A 14,862-nucleotide genomic window follows, 5' to 3' on the forward strand; every position below is an offset into this window, starting at 1 on the left:
ATGGAATTTCATTTCGACGCGACTTTCTTCGCCTTTGTCGGCCTCATCCTTTTCCTGGCGCTGGTCGTCTATCTGAAGGTTCCGGGCATGATGGCGCGCTCGCTCGACGACCGCGCCGACCAGATCCGCAATGAACTGGCCGAAGCCAAGCGCCTGCGCGAGGAGGCCCAGCACCTGCTCGCCGAGTACCAGCGCAAGCGCAAGGAAGCGGAAGCCGAGGCGGCCCATATCGTTGCCGCCGCCGAGCGCGAAGCCGAGATGCTGACCGCCGAGGCGAAGAAGAAGACGGAAGAATTCGTCGCCAACCGCACGGCGCTTTCCGAGCAGAAGATCAAGCAGGCCGAGGCTGATGCGATGAAGGCGGTGCGTTCCGCCGCAGTCGACCTAGCGATCGCGGCCGCAGAAACGGTGCTCGCCAAGAAGGCGGACGGCAAGGTCCAGTCCGAACTCTTCGGCAACGCCGTCGGCCAGGTCAAGACGCGGCTCAACTGAGGCGTTTTCGAAAAGATTGGGACTGAAGGCCGGGCATGTCCCGGCCTTTTGTTTTGCGGCAAAGCTCGTTTTTACGCAGCCTCTAACTCAAACTCCGGAACGGCTGAAAACGAGGCGCGGCGCTGCCACTTGTCTCTTCTCCCCGGTGGGGCGAAGAGGGAGCAGACCGCGCCGACCTCCCTAACCTTGCCGTCGCGTTCGACATGTCCTCGCTCTCCGTTTACGGGGCCAAGGCATGGCAAAGAAGAATTCGTCGACAATGCCCGCAGTCTGAAGATCGGGCCTTTTGATCTAGTCCGAGATCAGTTCATCCATCTCAGGACCGTCCCCATCCTTGCGCAAGGGTCGAAAACTCATCCGATGCAGCGAGCAGGGACCGTGCTTCTCGATGCCGGCGCGGTGCTGTGCCGTGCCGTACCCGACATGTGCGGCAAAGCCGTAATCCGGAAATACGGTGTGCGCCCGCGCCATCATCCGGTCGCGGGTCACTTTGGCCACGATCGAGGCGGCGGCGATCGAGACCGAGCGGGCATCGCCCTTGACTACGGCCTGTCCGGGGCAATCGAGGCCGGGCGGCACGTCGAGCCCATCCGTCAGCACATAGCTTGCGGGAACGGCGAGGCTGCAGATGGCGCGGCGCATGGCGTCGAGGCTCGCCTTGCGAATGTCAGTCTCGTCGATGCGTGTGGAGCTGGAGGAGGCGATGGAGACGGTCGCGGTCGCGAGAATTTGCGCGAACAGTTCCTCGCGTCGTTGCGCCGATAGCTGTTTGGAATCGTTGAGGCCTTCCGGGATGCGCCGGGGATCGAGGATGACGGCGGCGGCCACGACAGGCCCGGCCAGCGGTCCGCGGCCTGCCTCGTCGGCGCCAGCGACCGGCCAGTGGCCGGCCTTGCGGGCCTTCAGCTCGAGTTTGAAATCCGGCACGAGCGGGGCCGTGTCGAAAAGCAGGGGAGAATCGGGTGGCGTGCGAGGTTTCATGCGGCTGAACCTCGCACGCCAACCCGATTTCCCGCAAGTCCCCGGATCAGGGCGGCGGCCGGGGACGGTCCGGCGGATGGTGGCGGTCAGGGCCATCCGCGGGAATTGCGCTCGGGGCTCGAAAACAGGGCGGTTTTTCTGAGCAGCCGATGCGCAAAGCTCGAAGCAATTCCAAGAAAGTGTGAAGTGATTTTCCCAGGCAAAGCGCGAAGCGGTTTTGCCTGAATTACGCAAACACAAAAGGCTAGAGCAACGACAGCTGCACGCCGCTGCCATCGGGCGGCACGAACAGATCGTCGCGCAACGGCACGCTGCGGCGCGTCAGCTCGAAGCGCCTGGCCGCCATTTCGAAGCGGCGCGCGATCTGCCAGGCATAGGGGCCGGCGCCTTTCATGCGCTTGCCGAATTCGGCATCGTAATCCTTGCCGCCGCGCATCGAGCGCACCAGCGACATCACATGCCGGTAGCGATCAGGATAATTCTGCAGCAGCCAGTCTCGGAAGAGCGCGCTGACTTCAAGAGGAAGCCTCAGGATGACGTAGCTCGCCTCGGCAGCACCGGCGGCCTTCGCCGATTCGAGGATGCGCTCCAATTCGTGGTCGTTCAGCGCCGGGATCAGCGGGGCGGCCATCACAGCCGTCTGGATGCCTGCTTCGGCAAGCGTGTGGATCGTCTCCAGGCGCCGCGGCGGCGTGGCGGCGCGTGGTTCCATCGCTCGGGCAAGCTTGCGGTCGAGCGTCGTCACCGAGATGCCGACGCGCACCAGGTTTTTCCGCGCCATCTCCTGCAGGATATCGAGGTCACGCAGGATCATCGCTGATTTTGTGACGATCGATACCGGATGGTTCGCTTTGTTCAGGACCTCGAGGATGCCGCGCATGATGCGCCATTCCTTCTCGATCGGCTGGTAGGGGTCGGTATTGGTGCCGATCGCGATCACCCGTACCTTGTAGCCCGGCTTGGCGAGTTCCCGCTCCAGCAGCTTTGCCGCATCGGGCTTGGCAAAGAGCTTTGTCTCGAAGTCCAGCCCGGCGGAGAGCCCCATATAGGCGTGGGTCGGCCGGGCGAAGCAATAGATGCAGCCGTGCTCGCAGCCGCGATAAGGATTGATCGAGCGATCGAAGGAAATGTCAGGTGATTCGTTTCGGGTGATGGCCGTGCGCGGTTTTTCGACCTGCACTTCCGTCCTGAATGGCGGCAGCTCTTCCCATGTTTGCCAGCCGTCGTCGAAGGTCTCCCGCTGCAGCGCCTCGAACCGCCCCGTCGGGTTCAATCCCGCCCCACGCCCGCGGCGCCGATCGACCTCGACCCGCAGACCGGAGGAAACGATCATCGCATCGGCAATATCTGCCGTATTGGCAGGCGCGAACGCGGCCTGCCCTGCCAGGGACTGCTCTCTCATCGGATTCTCCCGCGGCGGAAAAGCCACTGCCTCCGCCCGTCTTGATGATTAAATTCCTATCGACAAAATGAGAACAATGCAAGAACAAAATGCGCGAAACGGCGCTGGCAAAAATTTGTGCGGCGCATTATAGATGATCAATGTTGACGGTTGTTCTCGAATGCCAGGATCAGGAATCCGAGCTGGCGCAGACTTTATCGGTATTGGTGGCAGGCGCGGTGGAAGGGCTGGTCAGCGATGTGATCGTGCTCGATCACGGCTCGCACGATGGCACCTCGCGGGTCGCCGATGCCGCCGGCTGCCGCTTCCATTCGCAATGGGATATCAAGGACATCGTCCGCTCGGCCCGCGGCGAATGGCTGCTCTTCGTCGAGCCGGGCGCCAGACCCCAGGCCGGCTGGATCGATGAGATCGCCGAATATATGGCGCTGAACAAGGCGCCGGCGCGCTTCACCGCTTCGCGCGGTTACCGGCGCCCGTTCTTTCAGCGCGTCGCTCGCACTCGGCCGCCGCTGGAACTGGGATTGCTGATGCCGAAGAACCAGGCGCTCGCGACCGTCAAGAGTGGCATGCGCCTTGCCGACTTCGTCAGGGGCCAGAAACCGCGCAAACTCGCAAGCGAGCTCATTCCCTCCTGGGTCACTCGCGCCCGCTAAGCAGTTTCACTCGTGGTATCCCAAAGGCAGCCGTGGCATGCTTCGCCCCTGTCGTGCAAAGATGGCACCCGATCGAATTTGGCGCTATAATTCCCTTATGGCGCCGCCGAAGCGCCCCGCTTCGCTGGATGGCCATGGAATGCCGTTAGACGGCAGAACAGGTCGGCAAACTCTCCTCTTCTGCCGGAAGCCCGGCGAAAGGAGGTGCGTCATGGCACGCGGTGGGATTTACCGCGTGCGCTGTAGGATCTACGGCGGACGCAATATGATTTACGGTCTGCTGGCCGTCATATTGCCGACAGTGATGATCGCGCATCCGCATTCAGCAGCGTCGCAGACGATGCTCAGTTGCGCAGGCCGGTCCGACGTCATCAGTTTCCTCGACAGGAATTTCGGCGAAAAACTCACCGCGGTCGGGCTGGTCAACCAGAACTCCATTCTCGAGGTCTATGCCGCCAAAAGCGGAACCTGGACCCTCGTCGTCACGGATGTTCACGGCACAAGCTGCATTCTGCTGTCGGGTGACAGCTGGGAAACGATGCCGGCTCTGCCGGGCATTGAAACATAGCGCATGACCAAAGGGGATGTGAATGCGGGTCAGCCGGGTTACTTCTTCGCGCCGCGTTTCAGATGCTCGTCCAGGCGCGGCATGATCTCGACGAAATTGCACGGCGCGCTGCGGTAGTCGAGTTGTCCTTTGAGAATGCCGTCCCAGGCGTCCCGGCAGGCGCCGGGCGAGCCGGGCAGCGCGAAGATGAAAGTGGAATTGGCGACGCCGGCCGTAGCGCGCGACTGGATCGTCGCCGTGCCGATCTTCTCATAGGAAATACGGTGGAAGACGGCGGAAAAGCCGTCCATGCGCTTTTCGAACAACGGTTCGAGCGCTTCGGGCGTCACGTCGCGTCCGGTAAAGCCGGTGCCGCCCGTCGTGATGATGACGTCGATCTCGTCCTGTTCGGTCCAGGCCTTGACCCGCGCGGCGATTTTCTCCCGGTCGTCGGGCACGATCGCCCGGTCGACCAACCGGTGGCCCGCCTCGGCGATCCGCGCCGCCAGCGTATCGCCCGACTTATCGGTTTCCGGCGTGCGCGTATCCGAGACGGTGAGAATCGCGATGCCGACGGCGATGAAGGGCCGCTTTTCGTCCAAACCTGCCATCACATGCCTCCCGAAATGGTTTCCGTCGCCTGGAAATACCAGTCGGGCCGCGCCTCGTGAAGAGCCGCCGCCGCCTGTTGTGCGGCGGCCGTATCCGCAAAGATACCGAAGCAGGTGGCGCCGGAGCCGGACATGCGGGCAAGCAGGGCGCCCTGAGCCAGCAGCATCGCCGCGGTCGCCGCGATCTCGGGAACGGCGTCGCGCGCCGGCGGCTCGAGGTCATTGCGGGCGGCGGCGATCGCCGCCAACCAGGCGCCGCGCCCATGGAGATTCGGCGCCAGGCTGAGGGCCGGGTTGTCCTTTGCCTTGAGCCGGCGGAAAACCTCGGGCGTCGACACGCCCTTCAGCGGATTGGCGAGCACCATGGCAAAGGCCGGAAGATCGCGTAAGGCCTCGATCTGTTCGCCGATACCACGGGCAATCAGCGGCCGGCTCTCAAGGCACATCGGCACGTCGGCACCGAGCTTGAGCGCGAGGCTGGCAAGCGCCTCCACCGGCAGGCTCATACCCCAGAGGCGCATCAGCCCCCGTAAGGTCGCGGCCGCATCGGCCGAGCCGCCGCCGATGCCGGAGGCGATCGGCAGGTTCTTTTCGAGGTGGATGTGGACGGGGAAGGCGAGGCCGCCCACGACCTCGCGCAGAAGATCGCGCGCCCTGAGCACCAGATTGGTGCCACCGTCACCGGCAAGAGTTTCGCCGAAACGGCCCGATAGCGTGAAGACGTCGGCCTGAGCGGGCAGAAAGCCCAGGCGGTCGCCGCAGTCGGCGAAGGTCACCAGCATATCGAGCAGATGATAGCCATCTGCCCGCTGGCCCGTCACATGCAGGGCGAGGTTGATCTTCGCGCGCGCCTCTTCGGTGACGCCGAAAGCGTCGGCCAGGCCCTCCTCAGGCACAGGTCGCGCCCTTAGGATTTCTTGTCGACCGGTGGCGGCGTGACGGGCGCCGGATCCGGCTGCTTCTTGTCGGCCGCCTTCGCGTCGTCGCTGTCGACGGGCAGGCCATTGGCGACCTTGTCCTTGATCTTCGGAATTTCGGCCGCTTCAGGCTCTGAGGCGAGGGCCCGGTTCCACTGGTAGACGGCTTCGAGCTTGCGCCCGACGCGCCAATAGGCATCACCGAGATGATCGTTGATCGTTGCGTCGCCGGCCTTGATCTGTGCCGCCCGTTCCAGCTCGTCGACGGCGTCATCGAAGCGCTTCAGCCGGAAATAGGCCCAGCCGAGCGAATCGATGATGTAACCGTCGTCAGGGCGCAGCTCGACCGCCTTCTTGATCATGGCGAGACCCTCTTCGAGATTCCGGTTCATATCGATCCAGGAATAGCCGAGATAGTTCAGCACCTGCGGCTGGTCGGGGTTGAGCTCCAGGGCCCTGCGGAAGTTCGGTTCGGCCTGGTCCCACTTCTTCAGCCGCTCATAGGCAATGCCGCGCTGGAAGAAGACGCTCCAGTTGGCGCGGCCGGCGATCGGGCCGATCGCTTCGACCGCCTTGTCGTAATTGGCGGCCATCGCCTCGTAATCCTTGGCGTCGGAGAGCACGCTGCCATAGGCGAGGTAGCTGCGGATATCCTTCGGGTCGGAGGCGATCAGCGCCTGCAGGTGTTTGCGCGCCTCGTCCACCTTGCCGCCCTGGGCCAGGGCGAGGCCGAGCTGCAGTTCGGAAATGCGCCGCATCGGTGAATTTTCCGGCACCTTCTTGTAGAGCGCGATGGCGCGGTCCATCTGGTTCTGCTTTTCGGCGATGCCGCCGAGCAGCACCAGCGTATCGGCACTGTTGGGGTCAAGCGCCTTGGCGGTCTGCAGGTAGAGCGAGACGATGTCCTCGGCGCCGTCGCGGTTCAGCGCGCCGCCGACCGAAAACAGCACGCCGGCAGCCCCTTCTTTGGCAGTCTTGACCTGCTGCTCCTGCTTCTCACCCTTTTCGATACTGTCGCGCAGCGCATTCAGCGGCGCGTAGTTCGGCAGCAGATTGTCGCCGACGGAGACGGCGTCGAGCGCCTTCTGCTTGTTGCCCTGCGTCGCTTCGAGGCGGGCCAGCGCCATCACCGCGCGCATGAAGGTGTCGGGCGCCGTCGCGCCCCCTTCCTTGTCGAGCACTGCGTCGTTCAGATGCTGGCGGGCCGATTTCACGTCGCCGGTAACGACGGCGATCGCGCCGGCATTGTAATTCTGGAAGATGCGGAACCAGTCCGGTCCCTTCATCTTCTCGACCATGGCGAGCGCTTCCTTGCCGCGGCCGGCGCCGACGCGGGCCCAGGCGAGCAGCAGGTCGTTCATCATCCGGTCGAGATCGTTCGGCCCCTTATACTTCAGAATGGACTCGGCGGTCTTGTAATCGTCTCGGCGCACTGCATCCATGCCGCGCACGATCGTGGTGATGCGTTCGACTGAGGGATCGCCCTTCAGATCGTTGGCATATTTGACACCTTCCTTGATATCGCCGTTGAGCAGCAGCGAGATCATCAGCCGCTGGCGAATCTCCGGATTGCCTGGCTCGATCTGCAGCGCCTTCTTGTAGAGCTCGATCGCCATTTCGTAGTCGTGATCGACATCGGCCGTGCGTGCGGCGAGGAAGGCGCCGGAAAAAGTGGTGACGCTATCGGCATCGAAACTGTCGGTCTTGCCGGCCTCGCCCGCCTTGGCCGCATCCTCGGCACTCACGCCGGCGACACCGCCGAGCGAAAGGACAGCCGCCAGCGCTGCGCTCGTAAGAAGACGGATGGCAAATCTCTGCCGCATCAGGAAACCTTTCTTCGAGAGCGTCCGGGTGTCATGCCGGTCGCAAATCAGTTGTGATCACTGATTCATAACAGGATGGCTTTTTTGGAGCGGCGCTGCAAGAAAATCAGCCTCCGATCGAGGGCGTTCGATCAATTGACGCGCTCGACGCAGAAGTCGATCACCTCCATCAGGGCAGATTTCCACACCGTATCGGGAAGCGGCGCCAGGGCATCCCGCGCGATCGTGCCGTAATGGATCGCCCGAGCGATCGTATCGCTGAGCGTGCCATATTTGGTGATCAGCCCCAGCGCTTTTTCCAGGTTGGCGTCGCTGCTGTTGCCGGCCTCGATCGCATCGCGCCAGAAGGCGCGCTCCTCTGCGGTGCCGCGGCGATAGGCGAGGATGACGGGCAGGGTGATCTTGCCTTCGCGGAAATCGTCGCCGACATTCTTGCCGAGATCGGCGGCCTTCCCGCCGTAGTCGAGCGCGTCGTCGACGAGCTGGAAGGCAAGCCCGAGATTCATTCCGTAGGATTTCAGCGCGTTGCGGCCGGAGCGGCCGGCGTCGGCGACGATCGGTCCGACTTCGGCGGCGGCGGCAAAGAGGGCGGCCGTCTTGGCGCGGATGACGGCGAGATAATCATCCTCCGTCGTCTCCATGTTCTTGGCGACGGAAAGCTGGAGCACCTCGCCTTCCGCGATCACGCAAGCCGCGGAAGACAGAACGTCGAGCGCGTCGAGCGAGCCGACATCGACCATCATGCGGAAGGCCTGGCCGAGCAGGAAATCGCCGACCAGCACGCTTGCCTGGTTGCCCCAGATCATCCGCGCCGTCGATTTGCCGCGGCGCAGGTCGCTTTCGTCGACGACGTCGTCATGCAGCAGCGTCGCCGTATGCATGAACTCGACCGACGTGGCGAGCTTGACGTGATTTTCGCCGCGGTAGTCGAACAGCGAGGCGGCGGCCAGCGTCAGCATCGGCCGCAACCGCTTCCCGCCCGACGAGATCAGATGGTTCGCCACTTCGGGGATCATCTGCACGTCCGAGCCGGCCTTGGACAGAATAAGCTGGTTCACCCGCTCCATGTCAGCCCTGGTGAGATCGACCAGCGGCTTGATGGATGCCAGTTTGTTTTTGCTTTCTTCAAGCGGTATGACCACGCCCAACGACCCGGACTCCTGTTCATTCATTGCAGCTGACAATAGAAAGGGGCGATGGACGCGGCAAGAGGTGAATTGTCGCGCAGGACGAAATTGGAAGGAAAACGACGGCAAATGCATGAGCTTATCCGCGCCAACGACCCCGTTCTGCTCTCCTATGCCGAGAGCCTGATGAAGGATGCGGGCATTCACTGCTTCATCGCCGATCAGGGCATGAGCGTGCTGGAAGGCTCGCTCGGCATGCTGCCGCGCCGTCTGCTGGTGGACGAGGAGATGGCCGATCAGGCCCGCCGCATCCTGATCGACGCCGGTCTCGGCGGCGAACTGCGCGACAGAAAGTGAGCGCGCGATGACCGCGAAGCCCGCCCAAACCATCGATGCCTTCCATCGCGGCGCCTTTCACGTGGTGCAGCCCAGGGGCAGGGGCCACCGCTCCGGCATGGACGCGATGCTGCTGGCGGCGCTTGTCGCCGATGACCGTTCGATCAGGGTTGCCGATCTCGGCGCCGGCGCCGGCGCCGCCGGCCTCGCCGTCGCCTCGCGCCTTGCCAGGGCTGAAGTGGTGCTGTTCGAGCGTTCGGCCGAGATGGCCGATTATGCCCGCCGCAGCCTCCTCCTGCCCGAAAACCTCCATCTTGCGGATCGCGTCGGCGTCGTCGAGGCCGATGTGACGCTGACCGCCAGGGCGCGCAACGATGCCGGCCTCATTGATGAGAGCTTTCACCACGTGATCATGAACCCGCCTTTCAACGATGCCGGCGACCGGCGCACGCCGGATGCACTGAAGGCCGAAGCCCACGCGATGACCGATGGCCTGTTCGAAAGCTGGATCCGCACGGCCGGCGCCATCATGATCCCGGGCGGGCAATTGTCGCTGATCGCCAGACCCCAGTCGATCGCCGAGATCATCGATGCCTGCGGCCGGCGTTTCGGCGGCATCGAGATCACTGCCATTCATCCGCGCGCCGGTGAAAATGCCGTGCGCATTCTGGTGACCGCGATCAAGGGCTCGCGGGCGCGGCTGTCGCTGCGCGCGGCCCTCATCATGCATGAAGAGGGGAGCCACAAGTTCTCCCCTCTCGTCGATGATTTCAACAATGGCCGGGCGGCCTATGCGAGGCTTCGATCCTCAACAGCTAGCCGGTGACGAAATCGAGCAGCAGCTTGACGTTCAGCCCGGCGATGACGATCGCGATCACATAGGAAACGCCGCTCAGCCAGCGCGGCGCCACCAATTCGCCCATCTTGGCTTTGCTGGCGGTGAACATCACGAGCGGGAAGACGGCGAAGGAAAGCTGCAGGCTGAGCACCACCTGTGTGAGGATCAGAAGTTCTGCCGTTCCCTGGTTGCCGTACCATATGGTGACGACCGCCGCCGGCACGATGGCGATGGCGCGGGTGATCAGCCGGCGCACCCAGGGTTTCAGCCGGATCTTGAGAAAGCCTTCCATGACGATCTGGCCGGCAAGCGTTGCCGTCACCGTCGAATTGAGGCCGCAGCAGAGAAGTGCAATGCCGAACAGCGTCGGCGCGATCGCCAGACCCAGCAGGGGCGACAGCAACGAATGCGCCTCGCCGAGTTCGACGACGTCGGTCTTGCCGTGCGCATTGAAGGCGGCGGCCGCAAGGATCAGGATCGAAGCGTTGATCAGCAGCGCGAAGCAGAGCGCGACGGTGGAATCGATCGTCGCATAGGTCAGCGCCTCCTTCTTCTCGGGAACCGTATGGCCATAGGCCCTGGTCTGGACGATGCCGGAGTGAAGATAGAGATTGTGTGGCATGACGGTCGCGCCGAGGATGCCGAGCGCGAGATAGAGCATCTCCGGATTGCTGACGATTTCGGTCGTCGGGAAGAAGCCCTTGATGACAGCGCCCCATTGCGGATCGGCAAGGAAGATCTGCACGCCGAAGCAGAGCGCGATGACGCCGAGAAGCGCGATGATGAAGGCTTCCACCCAGCGGAAGCCGAGCTTCTGCAGGAAGAGGATCAGGAAGACGTCGAGCGCGGTGATGAGAACGCCGAGCTCCAGCGGAATGGCGAAGAGCAGGTTGAGGCCGATTGCCGTGCCGATCACCTCGGCGATGTCGGTGGCGATGATGGCGATTTCCGCAAAGGCCCAGAGCGGCACTGAAACCCATTTGGGGAAGGCGTCGCGGCAGGCCTGCGCGAGGTCGCGGCCGGAGGCGATCGCCAGCCGCGCGCAGAGCGATTGCAGCACGATCGCCATCAGGTTGGAAAGCAGGGCGACGGTGAGCAGCGCATAACCGAATTTCGAGCCGCCGGCGAGCGAGGTCGCCCAGTTGCCGGGATCCATGTAGCCGACGGCGACCATATAGCCCGGCCCGGCGAAGGCCGCCGCCCGGCGCCACATCGAGCTGGGCCGTCCTGTTCCGACGGTGCGGTAGACATCTGACAGTGACGCCTCTCCACGTTCGTGCCGCCAGCCATTGTTTACATTGGGATTGAGGGCGTCCATGCCGTTTTCACCTGTTTGTTGTGGGTGCACTATGACGGATAAGAATGATAATGCAAGTCATTCGCAACAAGAAAACCAATCTCCATGTTTTCCAGAACGCGGCCATTGCGTTTGTCGTTCCAGCGCATACATGGAATGCCGACGCGGATTGACGATCGGGCGATCCGAAGCGAAGGATGGGAAATGGCCGGATTCTTGAGAAAATTGCTGCCGAAACGGTTCCGCAAGGAAGGCGTCGTAATCCCGGTGGTCAGGTTGCAGGGCGCGATCATCAGCGGCGGCGGCCAGTTCCGCCCCACCCTCAATCTCGCCAATGTCGCCCCCGTCCTGGAAAAGGCCTTCGCCATGAAGGAGGCGCCGGCCGTTGCCATAACAATCAATTCGCCGGGCGGCTCGCCGGTCCAGTCCCGACTGATCTTCACCCGCATCCGCGAGCTCGCCCGCGAAAAGCAGAAGAAGGTGCTGGTCTTCGTCGAGGATGTCGCCGCTTCCGGCGGTTACATGATCGCGCTTGCCGGCGACGAGATCATCGCCGACGCCACCTCGATCGTCGGCTCGATCGGCGTCGTCTCCGGCGGTTTCGGCTTTCCCGAACTCCTGAAGAAGATAGGCGTCGAGCGCCGCGTCTATACGGCCGGCGAGAACAAGGTGATCCTCGATCCGTTCCAGCCAGAAAAGGAAAAGGACATCGAGTACCTCAAAAGCCTGCAGCTCGAAATCCATCAGGTGTTCATATCGATGGTGCGCGAGCGCCGCGCCGGCAAGCTGATGGACGATGCGACGGTCTTTTCCGGACTGTTCTGGAGCGGAACCCGCGGCCTCGAACTCGGCCTCGTCGACGGCCTCGGCGACATGCGCCAGGAATTGAAGCGGCGCTACGGCCAGAAGACCCGGCTTCAACTCGTCACCGCCAGCCGCGGCCTGTTCGGCCGCCGTATTCCGGGCGTATCGCCGGTTTCGCTCGAGGGGGCGGCATCCGCTGTTGCGACAGGGCTTGTCGAAGCGGCGGAAGAGAGAGCATTGTGGAGCCGCTTCGGGCTTTGAGAGGAGCAAGAGAGGGGCATGGCACAGCTTATTACCATTCTGGTCCTGGTCTTTTCCGGCTGGTGGCTCTACCGCCGCTTCGTCTCCGATGCCCGCAAGCTCGCCGAAAAGTCGCGCCGCGCTGAAAAGGAGCGCCAGACGGGCGCGATTGGCACGCTGGTCAAGGATCCGGCGACAGGCGAATACCGGCTGAAGCGCGATGGGGAATAGGCGGGCGCGACTGTACCGGCCTCTCGCCCGGCGCTTGCCCCTCATCCGCCTGCCGGCACCTTCTTGGATAAGAAAAATGTAGGATATTGATGCTTGCCGGGCGGGTGGCCGCCCGCCCGGCAGCTGGTTGTCGGATCGTCACCTTCTTAGCCGTTTTGGGCTGTGGGGAGCAGGATCGCAACCGGCTCTTCATCTGGCCCGTGTGGTTGCAGGAACCTTGGGGTTCGTATCCAAGACAGGGACGACGAAGATGACCGATAATAGCATGATCTGTGCCGGAATCGATGTCGGCAAAAGCCATCTCGACATTGCCCTTCATCCCAGCCGCGCAAGGCTGAGGGTCACTTATGACGCTGCTGGCCTGAAGGCGCTTGACGCCTTTCTTCAAGAGCATGACGTCAGCCGCATCGGCTTCGAAGCCTCCGGCGGCTATGAATGGCGGTTGCTGGCGCATCTGCGGGCCGGCAAGCGGCCGGCGGCGCGTCTGCAGCCGGCGCAATTGCGCTTCTTCGCCAAGAGCCGGCTCAAGCGAGCCAAGAACGATCGCCTCGATGCCGTGCTGATTGCGCTCTTCACGGCAAGCCTCGAGCAGTTGCCGGCGCTGCCGGACGCACGCTTCGACAAACTGGCCGCCGAACTGACCTATCTGGAACAGATCGAGCAGCAGATCGCCCTGGTCAAGACCTTTGCCGAGACCGCCTTGTCGGAGGCGATCAAGCGCCGTCATGCGCGCGAGGTCGCCCGCCTCGAAACCTGCCGAAAGGCCCATCTGCTGCGGCTCGAAAAGACGGTTCGCGACGATTGTGACCTTTCGCAACGGCTCGATCTGCTGACCTCTATCAAAGGCATCGGGCTGCGCAGCGCCCTGTGCCTGATCATTCGGCTACCCGAGCTCGGAAATGCTGGCCGCGGCGAAATCGCCGCCCTTGCCGGCGTCGCACCCTATGACGACGATAGCGGTAAATATCATGGCAGACGCCGCATCCAGGGTGGTCGCGAACGCCTGCGAAAGAGCCTGTTCATGTGCGCGTTTACGGCAACCCGGCACAATCCGGATCTCGCCTCTTTCTACACGCGCTTGCGTCAGAGCGGAAAGGAGCACCTGTGCGCCGTTATAGCCGTCGCCCGAAAACTCATCGTTCTCGCCAACACAATCCTCTTTCGCAAGACCGAATGGACGCCACAACACCGCAAGAATTAAACATGGTTGCTCCCCGTAAACGGGGCGAAGGGGATATGCCGCACCGGTTTCCTCAATATCGACGCAGTGTTTGGCACGTCCCCTCGCCCCGCGAGCGGGGAGAGGGTTAGGGTGAGGGGCAGCCGAATTCCTCTCCATGTCGGCACCACCACCTCCGCGATCGCCGCAAAAGCCTTGACCCCCGCCGCCCTCCATGGCACCTGTCGCGCCGATCTATCACGCCAGCGGTGCCATTCCATGTCAGCTCTCCCCGACCATATGAACCCGAAGCGCTCCTTCCAGGCGCTGATCCTGACCCTGCATAATTACTGGGCGGACAAGGGTTGCGCGGTGCTGCAGCCCTACGACATGGAAGTCGGCGCCGGCACCTTCCATCCGGCCACGACGCTGCGCGCCCTCGGCCCGAAGCCCTGGAAGGCGGCCTACGTCCAGCCGTCGCGGCGCCCGTCCGACGGCCGCTATGGCGAAAACCCGAACCGGCTGCAGCATTATTACCAGTATCAGGTCATCCTGAAGCCGAATCCGCCTAACCTGCAGGAACTCTATCTCGGCTCGCTGGCGGCGATCGGCCTCGATCCGCTGCTCCACGACATCCGTTTCGTCGAGGACGATTGGGAAAGCCCGACGCTCGGCGCCTGGGGCCTCGGCTGGGAATGCTGGTGCGACGGCATGGAAGTCTCGCAGTTCACCTATTTCCAGCAGGTCTGCGGCATCGAATGCGCGCCGGTCGCGGGCGAACTGACCTATGGTCTGGAACGCCTCGCCATGTATGTCCAGGGCGTCGACAATGTCTATGACCTGAACTTCAACGGCCGCGAGGGCGACGAGAAGATCAGCTATGGTGACGTCTTCCTGCAGGCCGAGCAGGAATATTCGCGCCACAATTTCGAATTCGCCAATACCGAGATGCTGCATCGCCATTTCGTCGATGCCGAGAAGGAATGCCGGGCGCTGCTCGATGCCGGCGCCCCTGGCGACAACGCCAACCAGCGCCTGCACAAATGCGTCTTCCCGGCCTATGACCAGTGCATCAAGGCCAGCCACGTCTTCAACCTGCTCGACGCCCGCGGCGTCATCTCGGTCACCGAGCGCCAGAGCTATATCCTGCGGGTGCGCACGCTGGCCAAGGCCTGCGGCGAAGCCTTCCTGCTGACCGACGCCGGCGGCGTCAACCTGCCGAGCGAGGCCGCGTAAAAAGCCGTCTCAAAAATTCCGTCGCTTCCGGCGCTACGCTTCTTTTGTATTGCGCAAACCGCCCCCACATTGTTTTGTCGGGTGTTGGATCAGGTATGGCTGCGGTATTTCTTTTGAAGAGCGATCTTTTTTACTTTAAACTTTCCTATGAGAATTCAAGCCCAA

16 protein-coding genes are annotated in these 14,862 nt (G+C 62.9%); 9 read left to right on the top strand and 7 right to left on the bottom strand.

Translation table 11 applies throughout. The annotated features are described in order from the left end of the window. Window positions 1–492 carry a F0F1 ATP synthase subunit B gene (locus J0663_RS13055; protein WP_011424215.1) on the top strand — a complete coding sequence of 164 codons (492 nt, stop codon included), beginning with the start codon at window positions 1–3 and terminating at the stop codon, window positions 490–492. Window positions 493–783: 291 nt separating this feature from the next. Here J0663_RS13055 and J0663_RS13060 read toward each other — a convergent pair whose 3' ends face one another. Both J0663_RS13060 and J0663_RS13065 read right to left on the bottom strand, forming a co-directional pair. Continuing rightward, the gene (locus tag J0663_RS13060) at window positions 784–1,473 is read right to left on the bottom strand and encodes a ribonuclease HII (protein ID WP_207240742.1); all 690 of its coding nucleotides are present in this window, start codon (window positions 1,471–1,473) and stop codon (window positions 784–786) included. Between the two features lie 244 nt (window positions 1,474–1,717). Continuing rightward, window positions 1,718–2,875, bottom strand: a complete 1,158-nt coding sequence (locus J0663_RS13065; protein ID WP_207240743.1) for a PA0069 family radical SAM protein — start codon at window positions 2,873–2,875, stop codon at window positions 1,718–1,720. Window positions 2,876–3,015: 140 nt separating this feature from the next. On the opposite strand from J0663_RS13065, the gene J0663_RS13070 reads away from it, so the two are divergent. Next, window positions 3,016–3,531: a glycosyltransferase family protein gene (locus tag J0663_RS13070; RefSeq protein ID WP_207240744.1), complete on the top strand. Its 516-nt coding sequence runs from the start codon at window positions 3,016–3,018 to the stop codon at window positions 3,529–3,531. A gap of 211 nt (window positions 3,532–3,742) precedes the next feature. Further along, on the top strand, window positions 3,743–4,099 hold the full coding sequence (locus tag J0663_RS13075) for a hypothetical protein (protein ID WP_246590282.1): 357 nt from the start codon (window positions 3,743–3,745) through the stop codon (window positions 4,097–4,099). 38 nt (window positions 4,100–4,137) lie between these two features. Here the strand turns inward: J0663_RS13075 and moaB are convergent, their stop codons facing one another. From moaB to J0663_RS13095, 4 genes are all read right to left on the bottom strand, one after another. After that, complete coding sequence (gene moaB, locus J0663_RS13080; protein WP_207240745.1) at window positions 4,138–4,689, bottom strand: molybdenum cofactor biosynthesis protein B; 552 nt, start codon at window positions 4,687–4,689, stop codon at window positions 4,138–4,140. Next, entirely contained in the window at window positions 4,689–5,585 is an 897-nt protein-coding gene (locus tag J0663_RS13085; protein ID WP_207240746.1) for a 4-(cytidine 5'-diphospho)-2-C-methyl-D-erythritol kinase, read from the bottom strand. The genes moaB and J0663_RS13085 overlap by 1 nt, the downstream gene beginning before the upstream one ends. Before the next feature lie 11 nt (window positions 5,586–5,596). Next, a complete protein-coding gene (locus tag J0663_RS13090; RefSeq protein ID WP_207240747.1) occupies window positions 5,597–7,429 on the bottom strand; it encodes a tetratricopeptide repeat protein in 1,833 nt (610 codons plus the stop codon). A 131-nt stretch (window positions 7,430–7,560) separates the two neighbouring features. Continuing rightward, window positions 7,561–8,577, bottom strand: coding sequence for a polyprenyl synthetase family protein (locus tag J0663_RS13095; protein WP_207240748.1), 1,017 nt, complete (start codon window positions 8,575–8,577; stop codon window positions 7,561–7,563). Window positions 8,578–8,685: 108 nt separating this feature from the next. Here J0663_RS13095 and J0663_RS13100 point away from each other — a divergent pair, with 108 nt between their 5' ends. Further along, entirely contained in the window at window positions 8,686–8,913 is a 228-nt protein-coding gene (locus J0663_RS13100) for a putative signal transducing protein (protein ID WP_004672609.1), read from the top strand. Window positions 8,914–8,920: 7 nt separating this feature from the next. Next, window positions 8,921–9,718, top strand: a complete 798-nt coding sequence (locus J0663_RS13105) for a tRNA1(Val) (adenine(37)-N6)-methyltransferase (RefSeq protein WP_207240749.1) — start codon at window positions 8,921–8,923, stop codon at window positions 9,716–9,718. On the opposite strand, the gene J0663_RS13110 is transcribed toward J0663_RS13105, so the two are convergent. Next, a complete protein-coding gene (locus tag J0663_RS13110) occupies window positions 9,708–11,048 on the bottom strand; it encodes an Nramp family divalent metal transporter (protein WP_207240750.1) in 1,341 nt (446 codons plus the stop codon). The genes J0663_RS13105 and J0663_RS13110 overlap by 11 nt on opposite strands. A 183-nt stretch (window positions 11,049–11,231) precedes the next feature. On the opposite strand from J0663_RS13110, the gene J0663_RS13115 reads away from it, so the two are divergent. The 4 genes from J0663_RS13115 to J0663_RS13130 all read left to right on the top strand — a co-directional run bounded on the left by J0663_RS13115 (window position 11,232) and on the right by J0663_RS13130 (window position 14,697). Next, complete coding sequence (locus J0663_RS13115) at window positions 11,232–12,092, top strand: S49 family peptidase (RefSeq protein WP_207240751.1); 861 nt, start codon at window positions 11,232–11,234, stop codon at window positions 12,090–12,092. Between the two features lie 18 nt (window positions 12,093–12,110). Beyond that, window positions 12,111–12,302, top strand: coding sequence for a hypothetical protein (locus J0663_RS13120; RefSeq protein WP_207240752.1), 192 nt, complete (start codon window positions 12,111–12,113; stop codon window positions 12,300–12,302). 250 nt (window positions 12,303–12,552) lie between these two features. After that, entirely contained in the window at window positions 12,553–13,503 is a 951-nt protein-coding gene (locus J0663_RS13125) for an IS110 family RNA-guided transposase (protein ID WP_207240753.1), read from the top strand. A 237-nt stretch (window positions 13,504–13,740) separates the two neighbouring features. After that, window positions 13,741–14,697 carry a glycine--tRNA ligase subunit alpha gene (locus tag J0663_RS13130; protein WP_207240754.1) on the top strand — a complete coding sequence of 319 codons (957 nt, stop codon included), beginning with the start codon at window positions 13,741–13,743 and terminating at the stop codon, window positions 14,695–14,697. Window positions 14,698–14,862 lie beyond the last annotated feature (165 nt).

The organism is Rhizobium lentis, assembly GCF_017352135.1.
In the GTDB taxonomy this organism is placed as follows: domain Bacteria; phylum Pseudomonadota; class Alphaproteobacteria; order Rhizobiales; family Rhizobiaceae; genus Rhizobium; species Rhizobium lentis.